Origin of the sequence: Novosphingobium fuchskuhlense (genome assembly GCF_001519075.1) — a bacterium.
GTDB classification, from domain to species: domain Bacteria; phylum Pseudomonadota; class Alphaproteobacteria; order Sphingomonadales; family Sphingomonadaceae; genus Novosphingobium; species Novosphingobium fuchskuhlense.
In genome coordinates this window covers 694,312-717,228 of record NZ_KQ954244.1, presented here as the reverse complement: position 1 = coordinate 717,228, position 22,917 = coordinate 694,312, and the positions used below count along the sequence as shown (strand labels likewise).

The window sequence follows — 22,917 nt, the reverse complement described above, 5'->3', positions numbered from 1 at the left end:
TGGCGCTTAGTAGTGCTGCCGTGGCTGCTGTTTATAGCGACCGCAGCCGCCGCGATCGCGTTTGCTTGGCAAATCTGGCGCCCGGCTCCGTTCGGCGATCCGCTGGCAACAAGTCTCGTCGCTTTCGACAAGCAGGACCGGCTGACCGTGTTCAGCGCAGAGTTGGCACCAGTGGTGGCAAGCGACGACAGCAGGCTCTTCGGCTTGGTCACCTCTCGCCAGGTCGCTGTCATTCCCGCGAGAGTCGACTATGCCATCGACCTTGGCAAGGTCGGTCGAGAACGCATGCGATGGGACATGGCGAACCGGACGCTCACCGTGCGATTGCCGGCGCTACAGATTTCGCGACCTAATCTAGACGAAGCACGCGCGCAGTATCTGCGCGAAGGCGTATGGATCACGCGTGCTGCGCAGGACAAGCTGACACGCGACAACACGCGGCTAGCTGAACGGCTTGCCGTCGAACAGGCGGCAAATCCGGTCTTGCTTAGTTTGGCTCGCTCGGCCGCAAAAGATGCGATCCGCCAAAACCTGGCGATCCCATTGCAGATGGCTGGATTTGGCGACGTCAAGCTGTCGGTTTCAATTGATGGCGAGCCTTCCAATCCCTAGCCCCCATATTGAGGCAAGCAATGCAAGCTCAACGCGAAAGCATGGCGATATCTCGAAGTTTGCGATCGATGGCAACCCTAGCCGGAATGGCGCTGGTGATAGTGGTTCACGCCTCGATTTCGGCGCAGGCGGGCATCGCAGGTTTTGCCGCGTACGCAGAGGCTATTGCTCACGGCGCTGGCGCTGCCTAAGTGCCCGGGATGGACATGGGGGCAAAAGTTCCCTTCCGACCAGGGGATTCCGAGCGATGACTGCCCAGCCCACAAATCTTTCCGGCCTCGACCTTCGCGCAGAGATCGACAGGCTGCGCAAGGACCGCAACGCCGTGATCCTTGCGCATTATTACCAGAAGCCCGAACTTCAGGATCTTGCCGATTTTGTCGGCGATTCGCTTGAGCTCTCGCGAAAGGCTGCCGCCACCGATGCAGACGTCATCGCGTTCTGTGGTGTAAAGTTCATGGCGGAGACCGCGAAAATCCTGAGCCCCGAGAAGATTGTCGTACTGCCAGACATGGATGCAGGCTGCAGCCTGGAAGACTCGTGCCCGCCTGAAAAGTTTCGCTCCTTTCGAGAGGCGCACCCTGACCACATCGCGCTTACGTACATCAACTGCTCGACCGAGGTTAAAGCGTTGAGCGACGTGATCGTCACCTCGTCGAGCGCCGAGACGATTCTTGCCCAGATTCCGACTGAGCAAAAGATCATCTTCGGGCCCGACCGGCATCTGGGCGGCTACCTCAACCGCAAGTTCGGACGTGACATGCTACTCTGGCCCGGCGTCTGCATCGTCCACGAGGCGTTTTCGGAGACCGAGTTGCTCAAGCTGATGGCGCAACACCCTGGCGCACCCGTTGCAGCGCATCCGGAATGTCCGCCAAATATTGTGGAACACGCAGAATACGTGGGTTCGACGAGCGGGATACTGCAGTTTGCTCGTTCGTTCCCGGGTGACACGCTGATCGTCGCGACCGAGCCGCATATCATCCACCAGATGCAGCTTGCGCTGCCTGAGAAGATATTCATCGGCGCGCCAGGCGCCGACGGGAACTGCAATTGCAACATCTGCCCCTATATGGCGCTCAATACGCTTGAGAAGCTCTACTTGGCGCTGCTGGACCTCGCACCCAGGATCGAGATCGAGGAAACGCTTCGTGTGAATGCCAAAAGGAGCCTCGATGCGATGCTGGCGATGGCCAGCAGCACCATCGGACAAGGCGATCTCGGCGCGCGCAGATAGAACTTCTCGCACAGTATGCGATCCTCGCCTCCAGCTCCCGCAAAAACGCCGATCAAACGCCCCGTACGCGCGCGGGAATTGCAGGATTCGCTGAATCACTACATCTACCATCCGCTGGCATGGCAGCTCGCCCGCGCACTGGCGCCAACTCCCATCACACCAAACATGGTCTCCATAGCCGGAGGACTGCTCGTTATTGCTGCCGGGCTGGTCTACTCGAACACGACAGGGCCATATTGGGCGCTGGCTGGCATGATGCTCCACATGTCGTGGCATGTCGTCGATGGCGCGGATGGAGATTTGGCGCGTATCACAGGGCGATCAAGTCCCCTAGGCGAATTGGTTGATGGTATCTGCGATTACACAAGCCATATCGTTCTTTATGTTCTTTTGGCATTTGTTCTGACCAGCACTTTGGGCTCAGGCTGGGCATGGTTCTGGACGCTGGCTGCCGGGGCCGGCCATATCGTGCAGGCAAACCATGTCGAGGTGCAGCGGCGGTTCTATCAACATTGGACCTACGGAACGCCCTGGCTCCATAACGCAAGTAAAAGCGGTCCTGCGCTGTTCAAGGACAAAGGGGGGATCGGTTGGCTACTAAGGGTGGCTGTCGCCGGCTATCTTCGCCTGGCTGCCGGTATGAGCCCGAATGCCCTGCGGATTGATGCCGCCGTGACCAATGCCATAGCGCGGGACCCGGTCCAGCTTGCCCGGATCCGTGAAGAAGTACAGCGCGAGCAGCGTCCCTTGTTGAAGTTGCTGCGCTATCTCGGTCCGAATCCGCGTGCGATCCTGCTTGGTTTCTCAATGATCGCGGGCAGCCCGCTTTGGTACTTCATGTACCTCTCGATCGCCCTCAATCTTCTCCTCATGCTTTCTGTACGGCTGCACGACGCAGCAGCGGCGCGCATTGTCTCCCGACTGGAGCTGCCTTGACGCCTGTTCACGCCGCGGCGTCGCGCCGCATGCCAAAAAGGCAAATCAGGATCACGGCAATCGCAAGCAGCTCGACGACCCCCCATGCAAGCCAGTTCGAATGGTTGTAGAGCCAGACTCCGATGGCCGGAGAGATGATGTAGGCCGAGCCGTTGACGGCGGCGACGATACCAGCCGACTGGCCTTGCTCGACCGGAGTAACGGCAAGGCTGGCGCCTGATGTGAAACCTGGACGAAACAGGCCAAAACCGAGCGAACAGATAGCAAAACCAGTAGCGATGGCATGGAGGTCCCGGCCAGCTGCCATGCCCAACGTCCCCACCGCGACGAGACCCATGCCCCATAGCGTGGAAGTACGAGGTCCCAGCCGCATCATTGGAATAAGGCCCCATTGGGCCAAAAGGGTTGCCACTGCGCCGCACATCAAAACGAGGCCGATCGGCCCGGCAGCGGCATCGGGCTGATGCCTCAATCCCAGTCGGTCCAGTAGGAGGAACCCGACAACACCGAGCAGAATCGATTGTGCTTGTCCGCCGAGAGTTCCTGCCGCGAGCCACGCACGCAGACGCGGGTCTTGCCAGCGCAGCCTCTCGACCCTTGAGTCGATGGAATGACGATCTGTTTCCACGCCGCCGTGGAAGTGGTCGCTCGAGGCCTGACCCGCGTCGCCCATCCGCGGACTTGACGACGCGCTCATGGGCTCGCCAAGAATCTCGCCCCGGCCGGCATAGCGCGGGTCGTCGTCGGGCAGCCGAAGCCGCAACAGCACGAGCACCACCATAGCCGCGAGCGTGAATGCAACGAACGGACCGATGAGGCCAAGACCGGGTACGATAAGCAACGGGGCGAGGGCAGGCCCGAGGACAGTGCCAAGCCCGAAGCTCGACGAGACCATCGACAAGGCTTGCGTTCGTTCTGCCCGGCTTGTGCGGCTAGCGACATAGGCCTGCACCGCTGGCGGTGCCGCCGAACCGAAACCCCCATAGAGCGACCGGGCGGCGGCGAAGAAGAGAATTGCCGTAAGGCCGCTGACGGCTCCGCTCAAGCCGGCGTATAGAGCAGCCCCGCAGAGTGCGAATGAAATCGCAAAGCCGACAAGGCCAAGCGCCATCATCGCCTTACGCCCACGCCGGTCCGAGCGACGCGCCCAGAACGGCGCGAGCAGCATCCAGAGCAGCGCCGACCAGCTATACGCAAGGCTTACCCAGACATCGGCGATGTGCAAATGCGTCCCGATTGATGGCATGACCGATTGCATAGCCGTGTTGCCCGCCGCGGTAACAAGCATGACCATGAACAGCAGCACCATTCGGCTGCGGGGCAGTTGGACAGTGGTCTCTTCCATTTCCGTCACGAGGAGACGGCTCCGGATCCATTGCTGGAAAGCTGGTTGTAAATGGCAGCGAGCATGGCCACGAAATAGGTATAGCCAAAGGCCAGCACAGCGCCTGCCATGGCTTCACCCAAAAGACGCTGGGGCTCGCCCTTGAACAAAAGGACCAGCACGACCCCGACGAACATCATCAACAGCCCGTAGATGACCAGAAAAACGACCCCGGCAAGGCCGACGAACAGCAGGATGCGTCCCGCATTCCCCTGGGTCATGCGAACGCTTTCCCGGATAGCCCTAACTGGATTGCGGATCGTCTGTCCGGCAACGACCGGTGCAACGAGCATCGTGCGCATGATCGGATAAAGGAGCAAACCCAATGCCGCCGACACGGCAAGTCGGTCCGGAAGAAACAGGACCAAAACGCTGGCAAGCGCCATAGAAAGAGGGACAATCGCAAGTGCAATAAGCAATTGAGATGCAAAATAGGTCGGCAGGACACGAAGGCTTTGCTTGATTGCCTGTTCGACCGTCGGTCGCGCTGTATCCAGCATGGCAACGAGCATCGTTAGCATGCCGGCCATGGGCAGCAGCGAAAGCGCAAACAGCATCGGGAAGGCGGTAGTGTAATAGTCCTGCATGACTGCCAGTATCTGCTCCCCGGACATTCCCGGAGTCATCGTAGGCGCAGGTGCGAACACGGCGCCCGCAATGCCCGGGAGCAGATAGAAAACTCCGGCAATGGCCGTGAGAAGGTCGCGGTTGGCGGCCACCATACGCGTTGCGCTGGCCCAAGCGGCACTGCTGTCCAATGTCGTCACGGCAGTCATGTCCCTTTCGGCGCAAGCCCTAGCAGGACCGGAATGGATACGCACCCCCTGCGGCAGCGCACTTGTCCATGCCCTGACCCTTGTCAGCGCGTCTCTCCGCGTTCATGCGCATATCGCAATGCGAAATTCGGATCAGATCGAGATCAGGCAGGCCGAGGCCCTCGTGCCCTACCGGGAAGCGCTCACGGCGATGACGGCCCGCAATACTGCCATCGCTGAAGGCATGGCCAGTGAGCTGATATGGTTGCTGGAACATCCGCCTGTTTACACGGCTGGAACAAGCGCAGCCGCCGACGAGCTGCTCGATCCGCGCTTTGATGTCGTCGAAGCCGGCCGAGGTGGCCGATACACCTACCATGGTCCAGGGCAACGGGTCGGCTACCTGATTCTTGACCTTGGAAAGCGCGCGCGTGACGTGCGGGGCTTCGTTCATGCGGTCGAGGAATGGGTCATCGATACTCTCGGTGATTTCGGCGTAGGGGCTTGGCGAGCTGCGGGGCGTGTCGGCATCTGGACGCGCGGAAACGACGGAAGGGAAGCGAAGATCGGCGCGATCGGAATCCGCATCCGCCGCTGGGTCACGATGCATGGCTTTTCGGTCAATCTGGCCCCGGACCTATCCCATTTTGGCGGGATCGTTCCCTGCGGGATTGAGGAGTACGGCATCACCAGCCTCGCCGCGCTTGGCATTTCAGTTGCACCAGAGGAATGGGATCGGGCATTGCTCGCACGGACCGAAGCCTTCCTCGAACGGCTTGCTCCAAGCATTGATGCGGCGCCAGCTACTAAGGAAATGCCATGAAACGCAGGCTTCCGTCGATCTTTATCGCTGTTGTGCTTGTACCGCTGCTGCTCTTGCACGGCTGCAGCAAATCTTCTGCGCCACAGGCTGGTTCCACAGCAGGCGGAGAAGTCCTGCCGGGTTCCGTGACCGATGCCATGCTCGATACCGATCAGTCTCGAGCACAGGCTGCGCTCGCACCAGTCGCGCACAGCGCTGTGTCCAAGGTCGATGCAAGCAGCGCTACATTAGAGTCGCAAGCTGCCGAGGAACCCGAAACAACCACCGATGTGATCCCCGGTGAGCAATCTACGTCTCGGCCGACAGCCACCAACGCAGCAAAGGCCATGACGCCCTGATAGGGCACGGTATCAATCGATACCGAGCAATGCCTTTGCCTGGCGCAAGTGAGGCTGATCAAGCATCCTGCCGTCAAGTTGAATAGCACCGACGCCCGGATTGGCAGCGAATGCTTCAATGATCGCCCGCGCCTGAGCGAGTTCAGCCTCCCCGGGAGTGAATGCAGCGTTGATCAACGGGACCTGTGACGGATGAATGGCAAGCATGCCTGCAAATCCGTCAGCACGCGCCGCTTCTGCTGCGCGGCGCGTGCCTTCGGCATCACGGAAATCGGCGTAAAGTGTATCGATCGCCCAAACGCCGCGCGCGTGAGCGACAAGCAAGGTCTGGGCCCGGACAAAGCGGAAGGCATCCGTCCATTCGCCGCCGGCATCTCGCTTCCGTAAAGCGCCAAGCTCGGCCGAAAGATCCTCGGCACCCCAGGTCAGTCCGGCAAGGCGAGGCATCGATGCATCCACATAGGCTGTAATGGTAAGGGCTGCTCGCGGGGTCTCACTAACGAGGGGCAACAAACGTGTATGGCCGTTGGGAATGCCGTGGCGTTGCTCGAGTTCGTAGATTTCCGCCGCGACCTGCCGGATCTGCTCGGGCCCTTCCGCCTTTGGCAGCACGATACCTTCAGGAGAACCGGGCATGACAGCGGCGAGATCCTCTCGCCACATACCCGTGTCGACCGCATTGATGCGCACCCACCGCGCCTGCTTGCGCATCGTGATCTGGCGCTTGTGCGCTTCCAGCCAATCCCGGGTCAGGCGACGTGCAGCAGGCTTGGCGGAAAGCGCCACCGCATCTTCCAGATCGACGATCAGTGCGTGGGCACCCGTTTCTGGCGTCTTGAGCAGCTTCTTTTCGCTGTCGCCGGGCACGAAGAGCCAGGATCGCGGGATGGTACGCATGTCTTGCTCCTATGGCCTCGCCCTGTCCGGAAGCGCCTTATCCCGCCGCGCGGGCCTGCGCCTCGGCAAGGGTTGGGTAATCGATATAGCCAGCTTCGCCGGGGAAGTACCACGTTTGCGGGACCCCCACGTTGGGGGCAAGCTCGGCACCGAGGCGAATTCGTTCCACAAGGTCGGGATTGGAAATGTACGGACGGCCGAAGCTGATGGCGTCTGCGCGGCCAGACGCGACGTCAGCGGCAGCGCCTTCGGGCGTGTAGTCGCTGTTGAGCACAAGCGGTCCCGAATAATGGGCGCGGATCAGATGGTCCTGCGGCGGCACGGTCGTCGCGCCGAATGTGCCGTCCGGTCCGGGCTGGCGCAGCTCGACGAACGACACCTGCAGCGCCTCAAGGACACGTGCAGCCTCACTATAGAGCGAGGCGGGATCGCTGTCGTCGACGCCTTGACTCTCTCCGTTGGGCGAAAGGCGGATGGAGACCCGGTCGGCCCCCCAAATGGCAACGAGCCGTTCCATAACTTCACGCATGAGGCGGACGCGGTTCTCCGGCGAGCCGCCGTAGTCGTCATCGCGCAAGTTCGAGGAATTGCGCAAGAACTGGTCGATGAGATAGCCGTTGGCGCCATGCAGCTGCACACCGTCAAAGCCTGAGCGCTTCGCGTTTTCCGCTGCGTGGCCGTAATCGTCGACGATACGCGGCATTTCATCGAGGCGAAGCGGCCGCGCATCCACATTTTCCATACGACCTTCAGGCGTATGGGCATGACCGGGCGCGCGGGTCGCCGAAGCCGAAACGGGAAGCTCACCGCCAAGGAAATAAGGATGGACAACACGCCCCATATGCCAGAGCTGCAAGATGATACGGCCACCAGCATTGTGGACAGCTTCGGTGACCGGCTTCCATGCTTCGACCTGCGCGTCGCTCCAGATGCCCGGCGCACTCGGCCAGCCGGATCCCTCGCGACTGATACCGGTCGCCTCGCTAATGATGAGCCCCGCATCCGCCCGCTGGCGATAATAGGTCTGCATGATCTCGGTCGGCACGCCATCGGGGCCGGCACGGCCACGCGTCAAAGGCGCCATGATGATGCGGTTAGGCGAAGTGATCGCACCAAGTTGTATGGGCCGAAAAAGCGATTCGTGCATCGACTGGGCTCCTTCACGGATTTGCGGTACTGGATACATCAGAAAGGGTCGCGCGGCGGTGGCCCCCGGAACGAGGGGCTTGGGAAACCCGAACAGTCGCTCTATGGGCCAGTCGAATGTTGGGACAGCACCGAGATGGCGAATGCCCCCAACCCGATAACAAGCCCCCGTCGCACCTGACAGGGTTTCCATTTGCAACCCAGCTAGGATACCGGTGTCCGCATGACAAGCGCGAGTTGAACAGCGGACCATGACCAGCGTTGACGACCAGCGCGCAGGCGTGCGCCCCAACCCTTGGCATTTCGTCGCGCTTCTTGGCGGCAACTTTGCCCTCGCACTCGGACCATGGTTTGTTCGGCTTGCGGATTCCGGACCGGTTTCAGCAGGCTTCTGGCGACTGTTTCTGCCCTTGCCGGTGCTGGCCTTGTTGGCCGCACATCAGCGCCGTCCCGGACTGCGCTCGATGCCCACGCCGGCGACTTGGCTGCAAATCGTCGCGGCTGGTATCCTTTTTGGGCTCGATCTCGCAAGTTGGCACATCGGCATTGCATCAACGCGCCTGGGAAATGCCTCGCTGTTCGGCAACTCGGGCAGCCTGATCCTGATGGTCTGGGGTCTGGTTGCCGCTCGTCGCCTCCCACGCCCGATCGAACTGGCAGCGATCGCGGCCGCCGTCTCGGGTGCAGCCATCCTCTTGGGCCGGTCGATGGAAATCGATCACTCGACCCTTGTCGGCGATCTCTTCTGCATCCTCGCGGGCGTTTTCTATTTTGGCTATATCTTGCTTATCCAAGGAGCACGCGGCCAATTCGAAAGCTGGGGACTGCTTTTTTTCTCCACGCTGGCAAGCGCTCCGGTCATGCTGGGTATCGCGATCTGGCTTGGCGAACCTGTGTGGCCCCACGCCTGGTGGCCACTCATTGCGCTCGCTCTGTGCAGTCAGGTTGTCGGGCAGGGCCTCATCGTCTTCGCCTTGCGCCATTTCTCGGCGCTGATCATTGGCGTGGTGCTCCTGACCCAGCCCGCAGTATCAATATTGGTCGGATGGCTGGTGTTTGGCGAGACCATGGGTGCACTCGACGCCGCCGGCATGGTGCTGATTGCCGGGGCGCTTCTCTTGGGCAGGTTGAGCGAGAGTGTCACCCGCTGATTCGTGACCAAGTTTGACAGGCTCGCGAGCCCAGAAACCGTGTTCACATCCGTTGCGCAGGCCTCGAAATATCATAGATAGTTTGCACTGCAGCAAGCGCCTTTAGTCGCAGAACGGAGACCGGAACAAGCCAGCATGGTCAATAAATCAAGCGCTTCGCCTCAATTTCTTCCACGGCCTGCTTAAAGTCGTACGCTGTCGCAAAAAGGCGTGGGATGGTCCGGGGGTTTGCCCGCTCGCCCATCCAAGCGTGACGCCGCGGAAATATCCTTGCAATCTGCGGTGTTTCTGTGGAGTGAGGCAGTTTAGTTACAACGGCGTTCCGTTTGTCCAAGGGGATCGGGTTAAATGAAGCCAATCAAGGTCGCAGTGATCGGCGTGGGCAACTGCGCTAGCTCGCTGGTGCAGGGTGTAGAATTCTACCGCAACACCAACTCCGCGGCGGGTCTGATCCATGAGCGGATTGGCGGCTATGGCGCCGGCGACGTCGAGTTCGTCATGGCTGTCGATGTCGATGCCCGCAAGGTCGGCAAGGATATCGCCGAGGCTATATTTGCGGCACCCAACTGCACCGCTGTCTTCCAGGAGGATGTTCCCGACACTGGCGCCAAGGTCATGATGGGCAGGATCCTGGACGGTGTTGCCGACCACATGACAGGCATGGGCGAGCGCGGCTTCATTCTTGCAGATGCGCCCGAGGCCACGCACGAATCGATCGTCGCTGCGCTCCGCGAATCCGGTGCGGAAGTCATGCTCAACTTCCTGCCGGTCGGTTCGCAGACGGCAACCGAATTCTACATGGAATGCGCTCTCGAAGCAGGCGTCGGCGTCGTCAACTGCATGCCGGTGTTCATCGCCAGCCGTCCCGAGTGGGAGGCCAAGTTCCGCGCCAAGCGGATCCCGATCGTTGGTGACGACATCAAGGCACAGGTTGGCGCGACGATTGTGCACCGCGTTCTCTCCAGCCTTTTCGGCGCACGCGGCGTGACTGTCGAAAAGACCTATCAGCTCAACACCGGCGGCAATACCGACTTCATGAACATGCTGGACCGCCAGCGCCTCGGCTCAAAGAAGGAATCGAAGACCGAAGCCGTGCAGGCCATGCTGGCCCAGCGTCTCGCCGACGAGAACATCCATGTCGGGCCCTCGGACTATGTGCCGTGGCAAAAGGACAACAAGCTCTGCTTCCTTCGCCTTGAGGGAACGCAGTGGGGCAACGTGCCGATGAACCTGGAACTGCGCCTTTCGGTTGAAGACAGCCCCAATTCGGCCGCTTGTGTTATGGATGCGATCCGCTGCTGCAAGGTCGCGCTGGAACGCGGCGAGGGCGGGGCGCTGATCGGTCCGTCGGCGTACTTCTGCAAGCATCCGCCGCAGCAGTTCAACGATGATGTCGCAGCACAGCTGGTGGATGAGTACATCTCAGAGACCGCACTGGCTGCGGAGTAATCGTTCCGCACTCAGCAAGCAGGCGGCGCCGGTCCCATGACGGGATCGGCGCCGTCTGCGTTGTGGGACGCAAGGAGCGAGGAAAGAGGCGACCACATGGATGCAGTGATCATTGCAGCCGGCTACGGTAGCCGGCTTGCTTCCTTATCGCCCTCGAAACCACTGACGCCCGTCTGCGGGGTGCCGTTGATTGAGATCGGCATTCGCCAGGCCGTCAGTGCGGGGGTCACGCGCGTGGTGGTGGTGACTGGTCATCGTGCGGACGAGGTCGAGGCGTTCCTGACACAGCTCGCGCTCCGGGTGGATATCGCGATCGAGCCGATCCGGGTGGAAGACTGGAGCAAACCCAATGGCCATTCGGTGATCGCCGGCGCATCGGGCTGCACAGGCGACTATTTGCTCATGATGGCGGACCATATGTTTGATAGCTCGATCCTTTCCGCGTTGCTCGCGGCCGGCAGCGAAACACGCGACGTCACACTTGCGATTGACCGATGGACCGACAACCCTCTGGTCGATCCCGACGATGCAACGTGGGTGCAGACCGATGCAGGTGGCTTCATCACAGCCATCGGCAAGTCGATCACAACTTGGAATGCGGTCGATTGCGGTGCCTTCCTCGCAACTCCTCGTTTGGCCGAAGCGCTCGCAGCTGCGATCGCCGCCGGCAAATCGGGTAGTCTTTCCGATGGTATGCAGTGGCTGGCCGATCGCGGGCGAGCTGCCACGTGCGAGATCGGAGGGGCCTGGTGGATGGATGTGGATGATCCGCGCGCACATGCATTGGCCGAAGAGCTCGCGCCGCAGCGGATTGCGAGTGCGTTCGCGCCGTCCTGACAGGACAGCAGTCAGAACTTCTTGAGAGTGATCGTCATCGCCTGATTGGCCTGTTCGATCTTCACCAGAACTGACCGCAAAGAAGGAGGCCCCAGGAAGATTAGTGGATTATTGGAGAAGCCGACGGCCTCGCTGGGAATGCCAAAAAGACCGCCACGGTTGATGGTGCCCGAAGAATCCTCGTCGTGATAGATCGCGATGGCATAGCTACCCGGCCGCGGCACGAACAGACAGAAGCGGGTCTGCCCTGCCTTCGCCGGCGTACTGGCGACGTAAAGCGAACCGTTCTTCACAAGGAAACGCTTGGGCTCGTTGGGATAAAGCGTGGCGGTGATCAGGCCCCTGTTATTGTGCACCCGATCAACGGTAAGATTAACCCAGGTATCGCTTGCCGGACCGATACAGGCAGGGGCGGCATGCGCGTGGGATGCCAGTATCGCTGGCAGCGCAATGAAGAGCCCCAGCTTCATGGCCAGGGCATGGCACCACTTAGGCAAATTCATGACAATCTTCCCGGAATCGGAAGCCCTTTGGCAGAGCCACTCTGTCGCAAGGGGGGATAGTCGGGCTTGCCCCCATTCGGCAAGGCCATCCTGCTAGTTGCCCTGCAACCGCTGACTGGGGACATTGAATTCGGATCGCGAGATGGGTTTGCGCCGAAACGGCCGCGAATAGGGACATAGCGTGTGGAAAAGCGATCCAGTCCCGCTTGTTCCACCGATTCGGCACCGGTAATCGCGTGGAATTAGTCGCCGCTGTGCGTGTTAAGCGCCATGTGCCGCCCGTTACCTGATTGCGAGTTTCCGTGATGGCAGCGCCGCTGATTTCTCCTTCGATTCTCTCCGCCGATTTTGCCCGGCTGGGTGAGGATGTTCGTGCGATTGACGCGGCGGGGGCAGATTGGATCCATATCGATGTGATGGATGGCCACTTCGTTCCCAATCTCACGATTGGACCTGGCGTCGTGAAGGCACTGCGGCCGCATAGTGCCAAGCCGTTCGACGTGCATTTAATGATTGCTCCGGTTGATTCCTACCTGGAGGCTTTTGCAGCGGCGGGTGCCGACATCATCACGGTGCACCCAGAAGCGGGACCGCATGTCCACCGCACAGTTCAGGCCATCCGAGGACTGGGTAAGAAGGCTGGTATCGCGCTCAACCCCGCCACACCGGCGAAGACGCTAGACTACCTGATTGACGAGATTGACCTCGTTTTGGTGATGAGCGTCAATCCGGGCTTCGGCGGCCAGAGTTTCATTGCCAGCCAGCTCCGCAAGATCGAGGCGGTTCGCAAGATGATCGACAAGGCCGGCCGATCCATCCATCTGGAGGTGGATGGGGGCATTGATGTCGGGACCGCGCGCCAGTGCACCGAGGCTGGTGCCGACGTTCTGGTAGCCGGAACTGCATCGTTCAGAGGTGGTCCGGATCAATACGCGGCCAACATCACCGCTCTCAAGGGCATTGACTGAAACGATGGCCCGCCTGTTCGCTGGATCAAGTGAAGCCTCGGGCGAAGGCTCGATGCGGGGGTCAGCACCCGGCCCGGCACTTGATCGCGATCAGCTGCGGCAGGCCCTGCCGCTCAGACCGAGCCCTGAGCCTCTCGTGGTCGCCGAGGCCCAGACGCGGGCAAGTTCTGTATCAAAAGGACAGTCTGCCACCCCCACCGACGCCGATTTGACGCCGTTGGAGCCCAATCGCGCACTGGCCTTGGCGGATTTCTCGCCACCTCAAGTCAGCGCCGGAGAGCGACTGATTCGGCTGGCATACGGACTTGGCATGCCGCCTTCGGCCTTCAATCCTTTCCGGAAGCGAGCACGGCCGCGCCTGACCGCAACAGTCGTCAGTCCCCTTGCCGGGGACGCTGCATCAGGAACGGCTCTGCGCGCTGGTCACTTTCTCCTGCATGGCGTCAAACTGCCTATCGCTGATACCGAGTTCACCGGGCCGCGTCTGTCACCCCCGTTCGAACGGCTGGTGCATGGTTTCGGATGGCTGCGCGATCTCGCAAGCTGCGCTCCTCGTCCTCAGTGCGCGCCTGTTGCGGAGCGGATCTTTGCGGCCTGGTTCGCTGCCAATCCGCGGCCCGGCGCTGGCCCAGCATGGGCTGTGGGCAATGCCGGCCATCGGCTGCTCTCCTGGCTAGTGCATGCGCCGCTGCTACTCTCGAGCCAGGATCGCAAACTACGCGCAAGAGTCCTGACGACGTTTGACGAAACGGCCCGGTGGCTGGACCGGTACGTCGGTCGCGCCGAAGATACGCTTGCCGAAGTGGCCGGGTGGACAGCAATTACCGCTGCGGGGCTGCTGCTGTCCGAGGGACGGGCTCGGCTGCTCTACGGCGAAGGCGGCCTGATCCGGGCTCTGGGCAATCTGGTCAGCGATGACGGTGGCGTTCTCTCCCGCAGTCCGCTTGGCCAGATCGAAGCCATAGAACTGCTTGTCGAGTTGCGGGCCTGCTACGCTGCAGTGCGGACCTCTCCTCCGCCACAACTCGATGCGATACTCGAGATGCTGGTTCCGCCACTTCTAACATTGTTGCACAGCGATGGTGGTCTCGCTTCTTGGCAAGGTGCAGGGGCGATCTCTGCAGATCGCATCGAGGCCTTGATAAAAGCAAGCGGCGTCCGTACCCGCCCGCTGCGCGACGCGCGGCATTGGGGCTACCAACGGGTCAGCGCGGGCAAAGGAGTGTTGCAGCTCGATGCCGCTCCACCGCCGCTCGCTCGGCATGCCCGCGATGGTTGCGCCTCGACGCTAGCCTTTGAATTCAGCCATGGCAGCGAACGGGTGATTGTCAGCTGCGGCGGTGCTGCATTTGCCGGCGGGCTGATCCCATTGCGCCTCGCACAGGGTCTACGCGCCACCGCTGCTCATTCAACCCTCGCCATCGACGACTTCAACTCGACCGCCGTACTCATCAATGGCAAGCTGGGTCCGGGCGTTTCCGAGGTCGAGGTTGATCGCAAGATTCTCAGTGGCGAAGGCGCGGGAGCCACGCGGATCGAGGCGAGCCACAACGGCTATGTAGCGCGTTACGGGCTCACTCATAGGCGCATCCTGATCATCCGGGACGATGGCAGCGAGCTGCGGGGAGAGGATCTGCTGCTGCCGACCGGAAGGCGAGGCAAGCGCGGGATGATCGCAGTTGCCTTGCGCTTTCACCTCGGCCCCCATATCGAACTTGCTCAAGGACGGGATGGCCTTGGCGTCACGCTTGCTCTTCCCGACGGCAGCCTATGGCAGTTCCGGTCGGGCCGTGATCCCATCACGCTTGAAGAGAGCATTTGGGCGGACGGTTTTGGACGACCGCTGGCGACGCGTCAGCTGGTGGTTTCAGCCAAGATTCCACGCAGCGGCGAGTCGTTCTCGTGGCTACTGAAAAAGATGCGCTAGACAGGATTTTCGAAGTGACAGACGTGATGATCAAGCGGGCGTTGCTTTCGGTGTCCGACAAGTCCGGCCTTGCGGATCTTGGTCGCGCCCTCGCCCTTCATGGTGTCGAGCTGGTCTCGACCGGCGGCACGGCTACAGCGCTGCGTGAAGCTGGACTTGCCGTGCAGGATATTTCCGATCTGACCGGGTTTCCGGAAATGATGGACGGCCGCGTCAAGACGCTTCACCCCAAGGTCCACGGCGGCCTCCTCGCGGTTCGTGACGATCCGGCCCATGCCGCGTCCATGGTAGAGCATGCAATCGGTGCGATCGATCTGGTGGTTGTCAATCTCTACCCGTTTGCAGCAACCGTTGCGAAGGGTGCCGGACGAGATGAAATCATAGAGAACATCGACATCGGCGGGCCGTCAATGGTCCGATCCGCTGCCAAGAACCATCACTATGTGACCATCATCACCGATCCTGCCGATTATCCCGCGCTGGTAAGCGCACTGGAACAGCACGACGGGGCCACCAACCTAGATTTCCGCAAGGCGATGGCTGCAAAGGCTTTCGCCGCCACCGCTTCGTACGACGCGGCCATCGCGCAGTGGTTCGCAGTTGCTGATCAGCAGCACCACTTCCCACCGACTCTGCTCGGTGCAAACCAGTTGGTCTCTACCCTGCGGTACGGTGAGAACCCGCACCAGAGCGCGGCGCTCTACGTACCGGCTCAGGGGGCGGCAGTGCCTGGCCTGCCGCAAGCACGGCAAGTGCAGGGCAAAGAGCTGTCCTACAACAATTACAATGACGCCAATGCAGCACTGGAACTAGTCGCCGAGTTCGGCTCGGACAGGCCCGCCGTGGTTATCGTGAAGCACGCCAACCCTTGTGGCGTGGCGGTCGCAGAGACGCCGCTCGAGGCTTGGAAGGCTGCATTGGCTTGCGATTCAGTGTCGGCGTTTGGCGGCATCGTGGCACTTAACTGTCCCCTTGATGGTCAGACTGCAGAGGCCATCTGCGAGATCTTCACCGAAGTCGTCGTCGCTCCCGGCGCCGATGATGCCGCTCTCGCTGCGTTTGCGCGCAAAAAAAATCTGCGGCTGCTGCTTATCGACGAACTGCCTGCCGCCAACCGGAGCGGTCTTGTGACGATTCCCATCGCAGGTGGCTTGCTCGTCCAAGACCGCGACAACGGCACCCTTTCCGACGACATGCTGCGCGTCGTTACCAAGCGGCAGCCAACGTCGCAGGAGCTTGCCGACTGCCGCTTTGCCTGGACCGTTGCCAAGCATGTCAAATCAAACGCCATCGTCTATGCCCGTGACGGCGTGACCGCCGGCATTGGGGCAGGCCAGATGAACCGGCGCGACAGTGCGCGTATCGCTGCAGTGAAGGCCCAAGAGGCTGCAGAAACTCACGGTTGGGGGGCGCCTCGGACCGTCGGCTCAGCAGTCGCGTCCGATGCCTTTTTCCCCTTCGCCGATGGCCTCATAAGTGCTGTCGAGGCCGGCGCGACGGCTGTAATCCAGCCGGGTGGCTCAATCCGGGATGACGAAGTGATTGCCGCGGCAGACGCCGCCGGCATCGCAATGGTATTCACTGGAATGCGTCACTTCAGACACTGATCTTGGCAGATGGTTGCCGGACGCCTGCAGTTTTGGGGGCGCCCGACCGGAATCATTCAGCGGTAGAATACGTGGTTATCTACCCGCGCCATACGGATCTTGCCCCAAGACGGCGAGACATGCGCCGCATGAAAGAACATGGCACCTTCCACCGGGCTACGCCAGGCGCCGGCGTGCGCGATCAGCGCGATCCGCACAGCTCGCTGCCACAGTGCGCTCTCACGATTGATGGCCGGCATCGCGTTGGAACGCACGAACGAAAACTGCGAGGGCTGATAGACGACACCGCAATAGGAATTGGGGAAGCGCCCGGACGCTGCGCGGGTTACAATCACCCGCCCGACAGCAAGCTGGCCGTCCAGCGTCTCGCTGCGGGCTTCGAAATAGATTGCCCCGGCTAGGCATTCCATCTCCCGTGATATCGACGTCGGTATCGGGGTCCGCGCAACCAGATCGGCCAGTGAGGTTACCCCGGCTAAAGGATCCACTGCCGCAGAATCACCCTCTGCAGTGGTGCTCTCGGGCTGGTTGAGAGGCTGTTCGGCCGGCCGGAACACACTCTGTCGAGGTTCGACGGTTATGGCCGATGATCCAGGTGCTTGAGCGACCGGGATCTGGATATCCTGTGCTTTGGCACCGGATCCGCCTGTGCTGAACAGGATCGTAGCAAAACTTGCGGCAATGCACACGGCACTCGCGACGCGAAACTGGCGGCTCATTCAACTTCGTCATTGGGCGGTGAACGTCTGCACAAGGCGCGGATGGCTCCAAGTTGCAGGGAAGCCCTGCAATATCGAAAACCTGCCGAAGGCCTTGGCGTCTGCCCCCCGTCTGCGTGCTGGCGGGGATGGCGGGTGCGCCGTCCCGACGCTGCCTACGCGTGGTTGAGTGGCGCCCCTTATTCTCTGGGCGTTTCAAGTCAACCCATGAATCTGGTTTTGTTCTCGTGAGCTTTGAGATTCTAGATGAACTGCTCGCCTTCAGCGATAGTCAGTTCAATGATCCACAGATCCGGATCCTGCTCTATCCGACGAGCCAGATACGTATCAAATTTTTCTTTTTTTTCAGGGTCTTGTGATCGTGAGAGGCTCCAGCTTCGGCTGCCGGATGCTGTGGGCAGGCGTTCGAACGCTCGCGCATGGGTTTGGCCAAACCCTTGATTATCTAGGATAACAATAAGAATCGAGCCGCTATCCGGCTCGCCCCGGTGCAATACCATGCCAAAGCCGCCGCCCGCCTCGGCCATGCGAATCAGTGCGGCCACCTCCAGGGCAGATGCCAGACGCGGGGCGCTCATCTTCGCCTCTTCTGTGGCTCGGGCATTATGCTGGCAATGGAACGGATTTGTTGGCCGTCGCCGCCAACGATTGAAGGATCAAGCCGCGTCGCGGTCGATGACATTGACGAGCAGAGCATAAATCGCGTCGGCATCAGGGGCAGCGATCAGCCGCTCATGCATGCGTTCATCGCGCATAAGGCGGGAAATCGCGGCCAAAGCCTGCAAATGCGTAGCCCCGGCCTGCTCGGGCGACAGAAGCCCGAAAATACAGTCCACAGGCATGCCGTCTGATGATGCAAAGTCCACTGGGCTTTCCAGCCGGAAAAACGCGGCCACGGGACGAGCCAAACCATCAAGCCGCGCGTGGGGAATGGCAACGCCGCGTCCGAATCCGGTGCTACCTAGCGTTTCGCGCTCCTCGATGCGTTCGAGCACAGTGGCGCGGTCAAGTGCGTAGACCTCGCCAAAGCAATCCGCGAGCGCGCCAAGGATCTGCGTCTTGGTATCGGCACGTACGATACGCACCGCCTGAAGATCGATCGAAAAAAGAGCAGTCATGGAAACAGTGATGCCGGAAAACGCGTTCGCACGCCTGATATGGAGCGGCCAATGCGCCTGAACGCGACGCGGCGCAAGCGCCGAATCGCGTTCGCCGGACCACCGATCCACTTGCCGGACATCAGAGTGCCGCGCAATCTTGCCGTTTCGGTTACTTGGCCGGTTCAACCCAGCCGATCGAGCCATCACCGCGGCGATAGACCATGTTATGCACGCCGGTACCTGCGTTCTTGAACAGGAGAGCGTTGGTGTTGCGCAGATCAAGCATCATCACCGCGTCCGAGACACTGGCGGTCGGCACATCGACCCGCGTTTCCGCGATTACCAATGGCGCATCGGCAGGCTCCTCCGCCTCAGTCTCCTCGACGACGAACACTGTATAGGCGGCATCTTCCTCGCGCCGGGCATGATCCGCCTCGTCCTGCCGCGCGGTGATCCGTCGCTTGTAGCGGCGCAGCTGCTTGTCGATCTTCTCAGCTGATTGATCGAGCGCGACGTGGGCGTCCTGTGCGACCGCGCTACCTTTCAGAATCAGGCCCTGCGCGACATGAGTTACGATATCGCAGCGAAAACCGCCGTGTGGAGCCTTGCCGAGCGTGACGTGCGATGTCAGCGCGCGCGAGAAGTACTTGTCAACAATCGTGGAGAGGCGCTCTTCGGCATGGGCTTCAAAGGCAGCGCCAGTATCGACCTGGTGGCCCGAAACGCGAATATCCATACGTCCACTCTCCTTCGCTAGATCAGCTGGCCGGCGACGACCGGACAGGGCAGTGTCATTGCAACCAGATGGCTCCCTTGATTGCTTCGACAAATGCGGCATGCCGCGCGCTTTCTTCCGCACTCGGTGAATGAGGTCGCGCGGGTCTCAGGACGCGTGGCGATGCAGAAATGCTCGGTGCTGCGGTAACCGACGCTTTGACCTCGACCTCGGCAGCCAGTTCCATACCGATCTGACGGCCGCCCATTAGCTCGACGTAAAGCTGCGCTAGCAGCTCGGCATCGAGCAAAGCGCCGTGCTTCACGCGATGGCTGCGGTCGATTCCATACCGCGAGCAGAGCGCATCAAGGCTCAACTTGGCGCCCGGATGCTTGCGGCGCGCGATTGCAACGGTATCGACCATCCGCGCCCGGTCGACTGCAGGCCTCGCGCAAAGTGCAAGTTCCGCGTTCAGGAAGCCGAAATCAAACCCTGCATTGTGGGCAACCAGCGGCGCATCCCCAAGGAAGGCGAGCAATTCCTCGGCGCGTTCGGCGAAGCGCGGTTTGTCGGCAAGGAACGCGCTGGAAATGCCGTGGACTGCCTCAGCCTCGGCCGGCATCGAGCGCTCCGGATTGAAATAGGCATGATAGACCGCGCCGGTAGGCACACGGTTGATCATTTCGATGCAGCCAATCTCCACCAGCCGATCGCCGCTCTGCGGGTCGAGGCCGGTCGTCTCTGTATCGAAAACGATCTCACGCATTTGCTGTAGTCTGGACCCGACCAAGGGGGCTGGCAAGGCTTCATCGTGGGTTTTTTTGCCGTAGGGCCCCAACCAGTGCGGCGACATGTTCGCGGGTTTCAGCAAGAGTCAAACCGGTGTTGATAACGTAGTCGGCCCGGGCACGTTTTTCGGCATCGGGAACCTGCAGGGCAAGAATCTGCGCGAACTTTTCGGGTGTCATCCCCGGACGCGCCAGCACGCGCGCGCGCTGCATGTCATCGGGCGCGGAAACGACTGCGACTGCATCAAGCCCAGTGCCGTGCCCCTTTTCGAACAGGAGCGGAATATCGAAGACCACGAGCGACTCGCCCCCGTGCTCAAGCAGAAACGTCCCCCGTTCCTCACCCACTGCAGGATGGACGATGGCTTCAAGCCGTGCGAGAGCCTCCGGATTGCCGAAGACTTGGCCTCCGAGCGCGGGACGATCAACCCCAAGAGGACCAGTCGTGCCGGGAAATGCCGCTTCGATCGCAGGGAGCAGCGCACCGCCGGGACCCTGCAGGCGGTGAACTGTGGCGTCGGCGTCAAAAACGGGGACACCAAGCTCACGCAACATCAGAGCGACCGCAGACTTGCCCATGCCGATGGAACCAGTGAGACCCAGGATAAACGGACGGCTCATGTGGCAAGCATCTTGCGGAGATCGGAATCCTTGTCGCGCGGCGGGATAGCACCAAAAAACCGGCGGAACGCATGATCGGCCTGACCGATCAGCATCGACAAGCCATCGATCGTGCGAAACCCGGCGTTTTTGGCCGCGTTCAGAAAGGGCGTTTCGAGCGGACTGGTCACGATATCATAGAAGATCGAGTTTGGCGGGGCGTGGCTCATATCGAGCAGCAGCGGGGGCTGTCCCGTCATTCCCAGCGAGGATGCGTTGATGATCAGATCGAGGCAACCCTCGCGATCATCGAAGTCGAAGTCAGTCGGATCAGCGAAGTGCGCGATATCAACGGCATGATGCTCACCGGTCGGATCGAGCTCGCGGAGCAAATCACGGGCCTTGTCGGGGTTCCGGCCGGCAAGGACGATTACCAGCTTTTCGTCGGCGAGCCCTTTGACAACCGCCCGCGCCGCGCCCCCCGTGCCGAAAACGCGGGCCATGCGGAAGTAGTGCACTCGGTTCAACATCGGACGCAGCGGTTCGAGAAAGCCCGGGACGTCGGTGTTGTAGCCGACGAGAGCGCCGCCCTCCGGGATGATCGTGTTGACGGCACCAACTGCCGCGGCAAGCGGGTCGAGGCGGTCCAGCAGGGGAATGACAGCCTGTTTGTGCGGCATGGTGACATTGCAGCCGCGCCACAAGGGATCGGTCCTGCGCGTATTCAGAAATTCGCCAAGGTTGCGCGAGTGAACATGTGTTGCCTGATATTTCGATTTTATATCAAGATTTTGAAGCCAAAAACCATGTATGGCGGGAGACTTGGATTGCGCGATCGGATCGCCAATCACTTCTGCATAGGGACGCGTCATGCAGCGAGCTCACCCTGCGTACGAAGGGCGCCCAGAAGCGCGAGCAGGGGCATGCCAAGCACAGTGAAGTGGCTCCCTTCGATATGGTCGAAAAGTTGGACACCCAATGCTTCGATGCGAAACACGCCAACGCAACCGCCGACGGCCGGCCATTCCTCGGCCAGATAGCTTTCGATGAAATCGCTCGAAAGGGTACGCACGCGCAGCCGTGCGGTTTCACAGTGACGCCACACCGGTGCCCCATCGCGCACCAGAATAGCTGCCGAATGGAGGTGCATCGTTTGACCCGAGAAGAATGCGAGATGCTTTGCCGCATCAGCCCGGCTTGCCGGCTTGTCGAACGGGCGGCCACAGACTTCGACCAGCGAATCCCCTCCCAGCACCAGTCGCCCCGGCGCGCCGACCGAAACGCCAAGAGCCTTGGCCTCGGCCAGAATCATGGCAACTTCACTGCCGGGTACACCGATCAGCTCTCGCTTGATCTCGGCTTCGTCAACGTCGGAAGCGCGAGCCTCAAACGGCACGCCAGCCGCGGTGAGCATGGCCTTCCGGCTTGAGCTCTGTGACGCCAGTATCAGCATTCCCTCACCTTCACAGCGCGTGACCTCCGCCGCTTGCGCCACCATCAGGGCGGCGCTCGTTGTAGAGATTGATCACCGCGGCAGCTGTTTCCTCGATGGAACGCCGGGAGACGTCAATCACCGGCCAGCCGTTATCCGCGAACATCCTGCGCGCATATTGCACCTCGCGCGCAACGTGATCACTGTCAACATAAGCCGTCTCCGGCGCCTGGTTGAGCGAGAGAAGCCGGTTGCGCCGCACCTGAATAAGCCGCTCGGGGCTGGTGGTGAGCCCGACGACGAGCGGACGCCGCAAGCTGAACAGGGCCGGCGGCGGGGGGCTTTCCACAACGATGGGAATGTTGGCGACGCGGTAGCCGCGGTTGGCCAGATAGATTGCCGTAGGTGTCTTGGATGAACGCGACACACCGGCAAGGACTATATCCGCTGCCTCCCAGTCTTCCCATGCAATGCCGTCGTCGTGCGCTATGGTGAACTGGATCGCCTCGACACGGCGGAAATACGCCTCGTCCATTGCGTGCTGACGGCCCGGCCTCCCCTTGGCCGCTTGGCCAAGCTGCGCTTCGAGTGCCAGGGTGACGGCATCGAGCGCAGGTACGCTTGGAAGCCCGAGCGCAGCGCAGCGACTCTGGAGAAGTTCGCGCGTCTCGGCATTGACCATCGTGAACAGGACGAGGCCCGGATTGGCGGTGATCTCGCCCATGATCCGGTCCAGATGCTGTTGGGAGCGGACCATCGGCCAGAAATGGCGTACGACGTCGGCATCGTCGAATTGCGCCAGCGCGGCCTTGGCGATCATCTCGAGCGTTTCACCGGTCGAGTCCGACAACAAGTGCAGATGCAGCCGCGCCATCAAGGTTCCTGATCCGCCCCGGGAGAGGGCTGTGGAAAGCTGTAGGATAAACCACGGGATGAAACCGGCGACAAGTTTGCGGTGCAATCATGGCCCCGGTGTCGGCCTGCAGACCGGCA

General features: G+C 61.1%; 25 protein-coding genes. 11 read left to right on the top strand and 14 right to left on the bottom strand.

Annotated elements, in window-relative coordinates:
- Nucleotides 1-12 precede the first annotated feature (12 nt).
- The 3 genes from AQZ52_RS03210 (at nt 13) to AQZ52_RS03200 (ending at nt 2,785) form a co-directional block, all read left to right on the top strand.
- Nucleotides 13-612, top strand: coding sequence for a DUF4230 domain-containing protein (locus AQZ52_RS03210; protein ID WP_240481425.1), 600 nt, complete (start codon nt 13-15; stop codon nt 610-612).
- Between the two features lie 247 nt (nt 613-859).
- Entirely contained in the window at nt 860-1,849 is a 990-nt protein-coding gene (gene nadA / locus AQZ52_RS03205) for a quinolinate synthase NadA (protein WP_067906471.1), read from the top strand.
- 78 nt (nt 1,850-1,927) lie between these two features.
- Nucleotides 1,928-2,785 carry a CDP-alcohol phosphatidyltransferase family protein gene (locus tag AQZ52_RS03200; protein ID WP_240481424.1) on the top strand — a complete coding sequence of 286 codons (858 nt, stop codon included), beginning with the start codon at nt 1,928-1,930 and terminating at the stop codon, nt 2,783-2,785.
- A 7-nt stretch (nt 2,786-2,792) separates the two neighbouring features.
- Here the strand turns inward: AQZ52_RS03200 and AQZ52_RS03195 are convergent, their stop codons facing one another.
- Nucleotides 2,793-4,130, bottom strand: coding sequence for an MFS transporter (locus AQZ52_RS03195; RefSeq protein ID WP_240481423.1), 1,338 nt, complete (start codon nt 4,128-4,130; stop codon nt 2,793-2,795).
- A gap of 5 nt (nt 4,131-4,135) precedes the next feature.
- Nucleotides 4,136-4,945, bottom strand: coding sequence for a hypothetical protein (locus tag AQZ52_RS03190; protein ID WP_067906468.1), 810 nt, complete (start codon nt 4,943-4,945; stop codon nt 4,136-4,138).
- A 118-nt stretch (nt 4,946-5,063) separates the two neighbouring features.
- Here AQZ52_RS03190 and lipB point away from each other — a divergent pair, with 118 nt between their 5' ends.
- Together lipB and AQZ52_RS18400 are read left to right on the top strand one after the other, a co-directional pair.
- A complete protein-coding gene (lipB, locus tag AQZ52_RS03185; protein WP_067906467.1) occupies nt 5,064-5,747 on the top strand; it encodes a lipoyl(octanoyl) transferase LipB in 684 nt (227 codons plus the stop codon).
- Complete coding sequence (locus AQZ52_RS18400) at nt 5,744-6,085, top strand: hypothetical protein (RefSeq protein ID WP_156424765.1); 342 nt, start codon at nt 5,744-5,746, stop codon at nt 6,083-6,085. The genes lipB and AQZ52_RS18400 overlap by 4 nt, the downstream gene beginning before the upstream one ends.
- A gap of 12 nt (nt 6,086-6,097) precedes the next feature.
- Here AQZ52_RS18400 and AQZ52_RS03180 read toward each other — a convergent pair whose 3' ends face one another.
- Both AQZ52_RS03180 and AQZ52_RS03175 read right to left on the bottom strand, forming a co-directional pair.
- The gene (locus tag AQZ52_RS03180; RefSeq protein WP_067906466.1) at nt 6,098-6,982 is read right to left on the bottom strand and encodes an HpcH/HpaI aldolase/citrate lyase family protein; all 885 of its coding nucleotides are present in this window, start codon (nt 6,980-6,982) and stop codon (nt 6,098-6,100) included.
- Between the two features lie 37 nt (nt 6,983-7,019).
- Nucleotides 7,020-8,129 (bottom strand): alkene reductase, encoded by a 1,110-nt coding sequence (locus tag AQZ52_RS03175; protein ID WP_067906465.1) that lies wholly within the window; start codon nt 8,127-8,129, stop codon nt 7,020-7,022.
- 250 nt (nt 8,130-8,379) lie between these two features.
- Here AQZ52_RS03175 and AQZ52_RS03170 point away from each other — a divergent pair, with 250 nt between their 5' ends.
- From AQZ52_RS03170 to AQZ52_RS03160, 3 genes are all read left to right on the top strand, one after another.
- Nucleotides 8,380-9,279 carry a DMT family transporter gene (locus AQZ52_RS03170; RefSeq protein ID WP_067906464.1) on the top strand — a complete coding sequence of 300 codons (900 nt, stop codon included), beginning with the start codon at nt 8,380-8,382 and terminating at the stop codon, nt 9,277-9,279.
- Between the two features lie 348 nt (nt 9,280-9,627).
- The gene (locus AQZ52_RS03165) at nt 9,628-10,728 is read left to right on the top strand and encodes an inositol-3-phosphate synthase (RefSeq protein WP_067906463.1); all 1,101 of its coding nucleotides are present in this window, start codon (nt 9,628-9,630) and stop codon (nt 10,726-10,728) included.
- Between the two features lie 96 nt (nt 10,729-10,824).
- On the top strand, nt 10,825-11,565 hold the full coding sequence (locus AQZ52_RS03160; RefSeq protein ID WP_067906462.1) for a phosphocholine cytidylyltransferase family protein: 741 nt from the start codon (nt 10,825-10,827) through the stop codon (nt 11,563-11,565).
- A gap of 11 nt (nt 11,566-11,576) precedes the next feature.
- On the opposite strand, the gene AQZ52_RS03155 is transcribed toward AQZ52_RS03160, so the two are convergent.
- Nucleotides 11,577-12,068, bottom strand: a complete 492-nt coding sequence (locus AQZ52_RS03155; protein WP_082697520.1) for a DUF2141 domain-containing protein — start codon at nt 12,066-12,068, stop codon at nt 11,577-11,579.
- 305 nt (nt 12,069-12,373) lie between these two features.
- On the opposite strand from AQZ52_RS03155, the gene rpe reads away from it, so the two are divergent.
- From rpe to purH, 3 genes are read left to right on the top strand one after another with little or no spacing between them, the layout of a single operon-like run.
- Nucleotides 12,374-13,036: a ribulose-phosphate 3-epimerase gene (gene rpe / locus AQZ52_RS03150; RefSeq protein ID WP_067906460.1), complete on the top strand. Its 663-nt coding sequence runs from the start codon at nt 12,374-12,376 to the stop codon at nt 13,034-13,036.
- 4 nt (nt 13,037-13,040) lie between these two features.
- Nucleotides 13,041-14,963 (top strand): heparinase II/III family protein, encoded by a 1,923-nt coding sequence (locus tag AQZ52_RS03145; RefSeq protein ID WP_240481422.1) that lies wholly within the window; start codon nt 13,041-13,043, stop codon nt 14,961-14,963.
- A gap of 14 nt (nt 14,964-14,977) precedes the next feature.
- Nucleotides 14,978-16,570 carry a bifunctional phosphoribosylaminoimidazolecarboxamide formyltransferase/IMP cyclohydrolase gene (purH, locus tag AQZ52_RS03140; RefSeq protein WP_067906459.1) on the top strand — a complete coding sequence of 531 codons (1,593 nt, stop codon included), beginning with the start codon at nt 14,978-14,980 and terminating at the stop codon, nt 16,568-16,570.
- Between the two features lie 56 nt (nt 16,571-16,626).
- On the opposite strand, the gene AQZ52_RS03135 is transcribed toward purH, so the two are convergent.
- From AQZ52_RS03135 to AQZ52_RS03095, 9 genes are all read right to left on the bottom strand, one after another.
- Nucleotides 16,627-17,289: a cell wall hydrolase gene (locus AQZ52_RS03135; protein ID WP_067906458.1), complete on the bottom strand. Its 663-nt coding sequence runs from the start codon at nt 17,287-17,289 to the stop codon at nt 16,627-16,629.
- A gap of 242 nt (nt 17,290-17,531) precedes the next feature.
- The gene (locus AQZ52_RS03130; RefSeq protein WP_067906457.1) at nt 17,532-17,867 is read right to left on the bottom strand and encodes a DUF1491 family protein; all 336 of its coding nucleotides are present in this window, start codon (nt 17,865-17,867) and stop codon (nt 17,532-17,534) included.
- Between the two features lie 78 nt (nt 17,868-17,945).
- Nucleotides 17,946-18,407: a PTS sugar transporter subunit IIA gene (locus tag AQZ52_RS03125; protein ID WP_067909319.1), complete on the bottom strand. Its 462-nt coding sequence runs from the start codon at nt 18,405-18,407 to the stop codon at nt 17,946-17,948.
- Nucleotides 18,408-18,558: 151 nt separating this feature from the next.
- A complete protein-coding gene (hpf, locus tag AQZ52_RS03120; protein ID WP_067906456.1) occupies nt 18,559-19,125 on the bottom strand; it encodes a ribosome hibernation-promoting factor, HPF/YfiA family in 567 nt (188 codons plus the stop codon).
- A gap of 55 nt (nt 19,126-19,180) precedes the next feature.
- Nucleotides 19,181-19,870, bottom strand: coding sequence for a DNA polymerase III subunit epsilon (dnaQ, locus tag AQZ52_RS03115; protein ID WP_067906455.1), 690 nt, complete (start codon nt 19,868-19,870; stop codon nt 19,181-19,183).
- Nucleotides 19,871-19,910: 40 nt separating this feature from the next.
- Nucleotides 19,911-20,513: a dephospho-CoA kinase gene (gene coaE, locus AQZ52_RS03110; protein WP_067906454.1), complete on the bottom strand. Its 603-nt coding sequence runs from the start codon at nt 20,511-20,513 to the stop codon at nt 19,911-19,913.
- Nucleotides 20,510-21,364 (bottom strand): shikimate dehydrogenase, encoded by an 855-nt coding sequence (aroE, locus tag AQZ52_RS03105; RefSeq protein ID WP_067906453.1) that lies wholly within the window; start codon nt 21,362-21,364, stop codon nt 20,510-20,512. The genes coaE and aroE overlap by 4 nt, the downstream gene beginning before the upstream one ends.
- Nucleotides 21,361-21,945: a Maf family protein gene (locus AQZ52_RS03100; protein ID WP_067906452.1), complete on the bottom strand. Its 585-nt coding sequence runs from the start codon at nt 21,943-21,945 to the stop codon at nt 21,361-21,363. Before AQZ52_RS03100 ends, aroE begins: the two co-directional genes overlap by 4 nt.
- A 10-nt stretch (nt 21,946-21,955) precedes the next feature.
- Nucleotides 21,956-22,798: a pyruvate, water dikinase regulatory protein gene (locus tag AQZ52_RS03095; RefSeq protein ID WP_067906451.1), complete on the bottom strand. Its 843-nt coding sequence runs from the start codon at nt 22,796-22,798 to the stop codon at nt 21,956-21,958.
- Nucleotides 22,799-22,917 lie beyond the last annotated feature (119 nt).

What these genes read in the sequence shown, in the direction of transcription:
- AQZ52_RS03175 (WP_067906465.1), bottom strand. Translation starts at nt 8,129, where the DNA reads ATGCACGAATCGCTTTTTCGGCCCATACAACTTGGTGCGATCACTTCG.
- AQZ52_RS03095 (WP_067906451.1), bottom strand. Translation starts at nt 22,798, where the DNA reads ATGGCGCGGCTGCATCTGCACTTGTTGTCGGACTCGACCGGTGAAACG.
- AQZ52_RS03145 (WP_240481422.1), top strand. Translation starts at nt 13,041, where the DNA reads ATGGCCCGCCTGTTCGCTGGATCAAGTGAAGCCTCGGGCGAAGGCTCG.
- lipB (WP_067906467.1), top strand. Translation starts at nt 5,064, where the DNA reads ATGCGAAATTCGGATCAGATCGAGATCAGGCAGGCCGAGGCCCTCGTG.
- AQZ52_RS18400 (WP_156424765.1), top strand. Translation starts at nt 5,744, where the DNA reads ATGAAACGCAGGCTTCCGTCGATCTTTATCGCTGTTGTGCTTGTACCG.
- nadA (WP_067906471.1), top strand. Translation starts at nt 860, where the DNA reads ATGACTGCCCAGCCCACAAATCTTTCCGGCCTCGACCTTCGCGCAGAG.
- AQZ52_RS03125 (WP_067909319.1), bottom strand. Translation starts at nt 18,407, where the DNA reads ATGACTGCTCTTTTTTCGATCGATCTTCAGGCGGTGCGTATCGTACGT.
- rpe (WP_067906460.1), top strand. Translation starts at nt 12,374, where the DNA reads ATGGCAGCGCCGCTGATTTCTCCTTCGATTCTCTCCGCCGATTTTGCC.
- aroE (WP_067906453.1), bottom strand. Translation starts at nt 21,364, where the DNA reads ATGACGCGTCCCTATGCAGAAGTGATTGGCGATCCGATCGCGCAATCC.
- hpf (WP_067906456.1), bottom strand. Translation starts at nt 19,125, where the DNA reads ATGGATATTCGCGTTTCGGGCCACCAGGTCGATACTGGCGCTGCCTTT.
- AQZ52_RS03180 (WP_067906466.1), bottom strand. Translation starts at nt 6,982, where the DNA reads ATGCGTACCATCCCGCGATCCTGGCTCTTCGTGCCCGGCGACAGCGAA.
- AQZ52_RS03165 (WP_067906463.1), top strand. Translation starts at nt 9,628, where the DNA reads ATGAAGCCAATCAAGGTCGCAGTGATCGGCGTGGGCAACTGCGCTAGC.
- AQZ52_RS03160 (WP_067906462.1), top strand. Translation starts at nt 10,825, where the DNA reads ATGGATGCAGTGATCATTGCAGCCGGCTACGGTAGCCGGCTTGCTTCC.
- AQZ52_RS03130 (WP_067906457.1), bottom strand. Translation starts at nt 17,867, where the DNA reads ATGAGCGCCCCGCGTCTGGCATCTGCCCTGGAGGTGGCCGCACTGATT.
- AQZ52_RS03195 (WP_240481423.1), bottom strand. Translation starts at nt 4,130, where the DNA reads ATGGAAGAGACCACTGTCCAACTGCCCCGCAGCCGAATGGTGCTGCTG.
- AQZ52_RS03100 (WP_067906452.1), bottom strand. Translation starts at nt 21,945, where the DNA reads ATGCTGATACTGGCGTCACAGAGCTCAAGCCGGAAGGCCATGCTCACC.
- AQZ52_RS03155 (WP_082697520.1), bottom strand. Translation starts at nt 12,068, where the DNA reads ATGAATTTGCCTAAGTGGTGCCATGCCCTGGCCATGAAGCTGGGGCTC.
- dnaQ (WP_067906455.1), bottom strand. Translation starts at nt 19,870, where the DNA reads ATGCGTGAGATCGTTTTCGATACAGAGACGACCGGCCTCGACCCGCAG.
- AQZ52_RS03135 (WP_067906458.1), bottom strand. Translation starts at nt 17,289, where the DNA reads ATGAGCCGCCAGTTTCGCGTCGCGAGTGCCGTGTGCATTGCCGCAAGT.
- AQZ52_RS03190 (WP_067906468.1), bottom strand. Translation starts at nt 4,945, where the DNA reads ATGACTGCCGTGACGACATTGGACAGCAGTGCCGCTTGGGCCAGCGCA.
- coaE (WP_067906454.1), bottom strand. Translation starts at nt 20,513, where the DNA reads ATGAGCCGTCCGTTTATCCTGGGTCTCACTGGTTCCATCGGCATGGGC.
- AQZ52_RS03170 (WP_067906464.1), top strand. Translation starts at nt 8,380, where the DNA reads ATGACCAGCGTTGACGACCAGCGCGCAGGCGTGCGCCCCAACCCTTGG.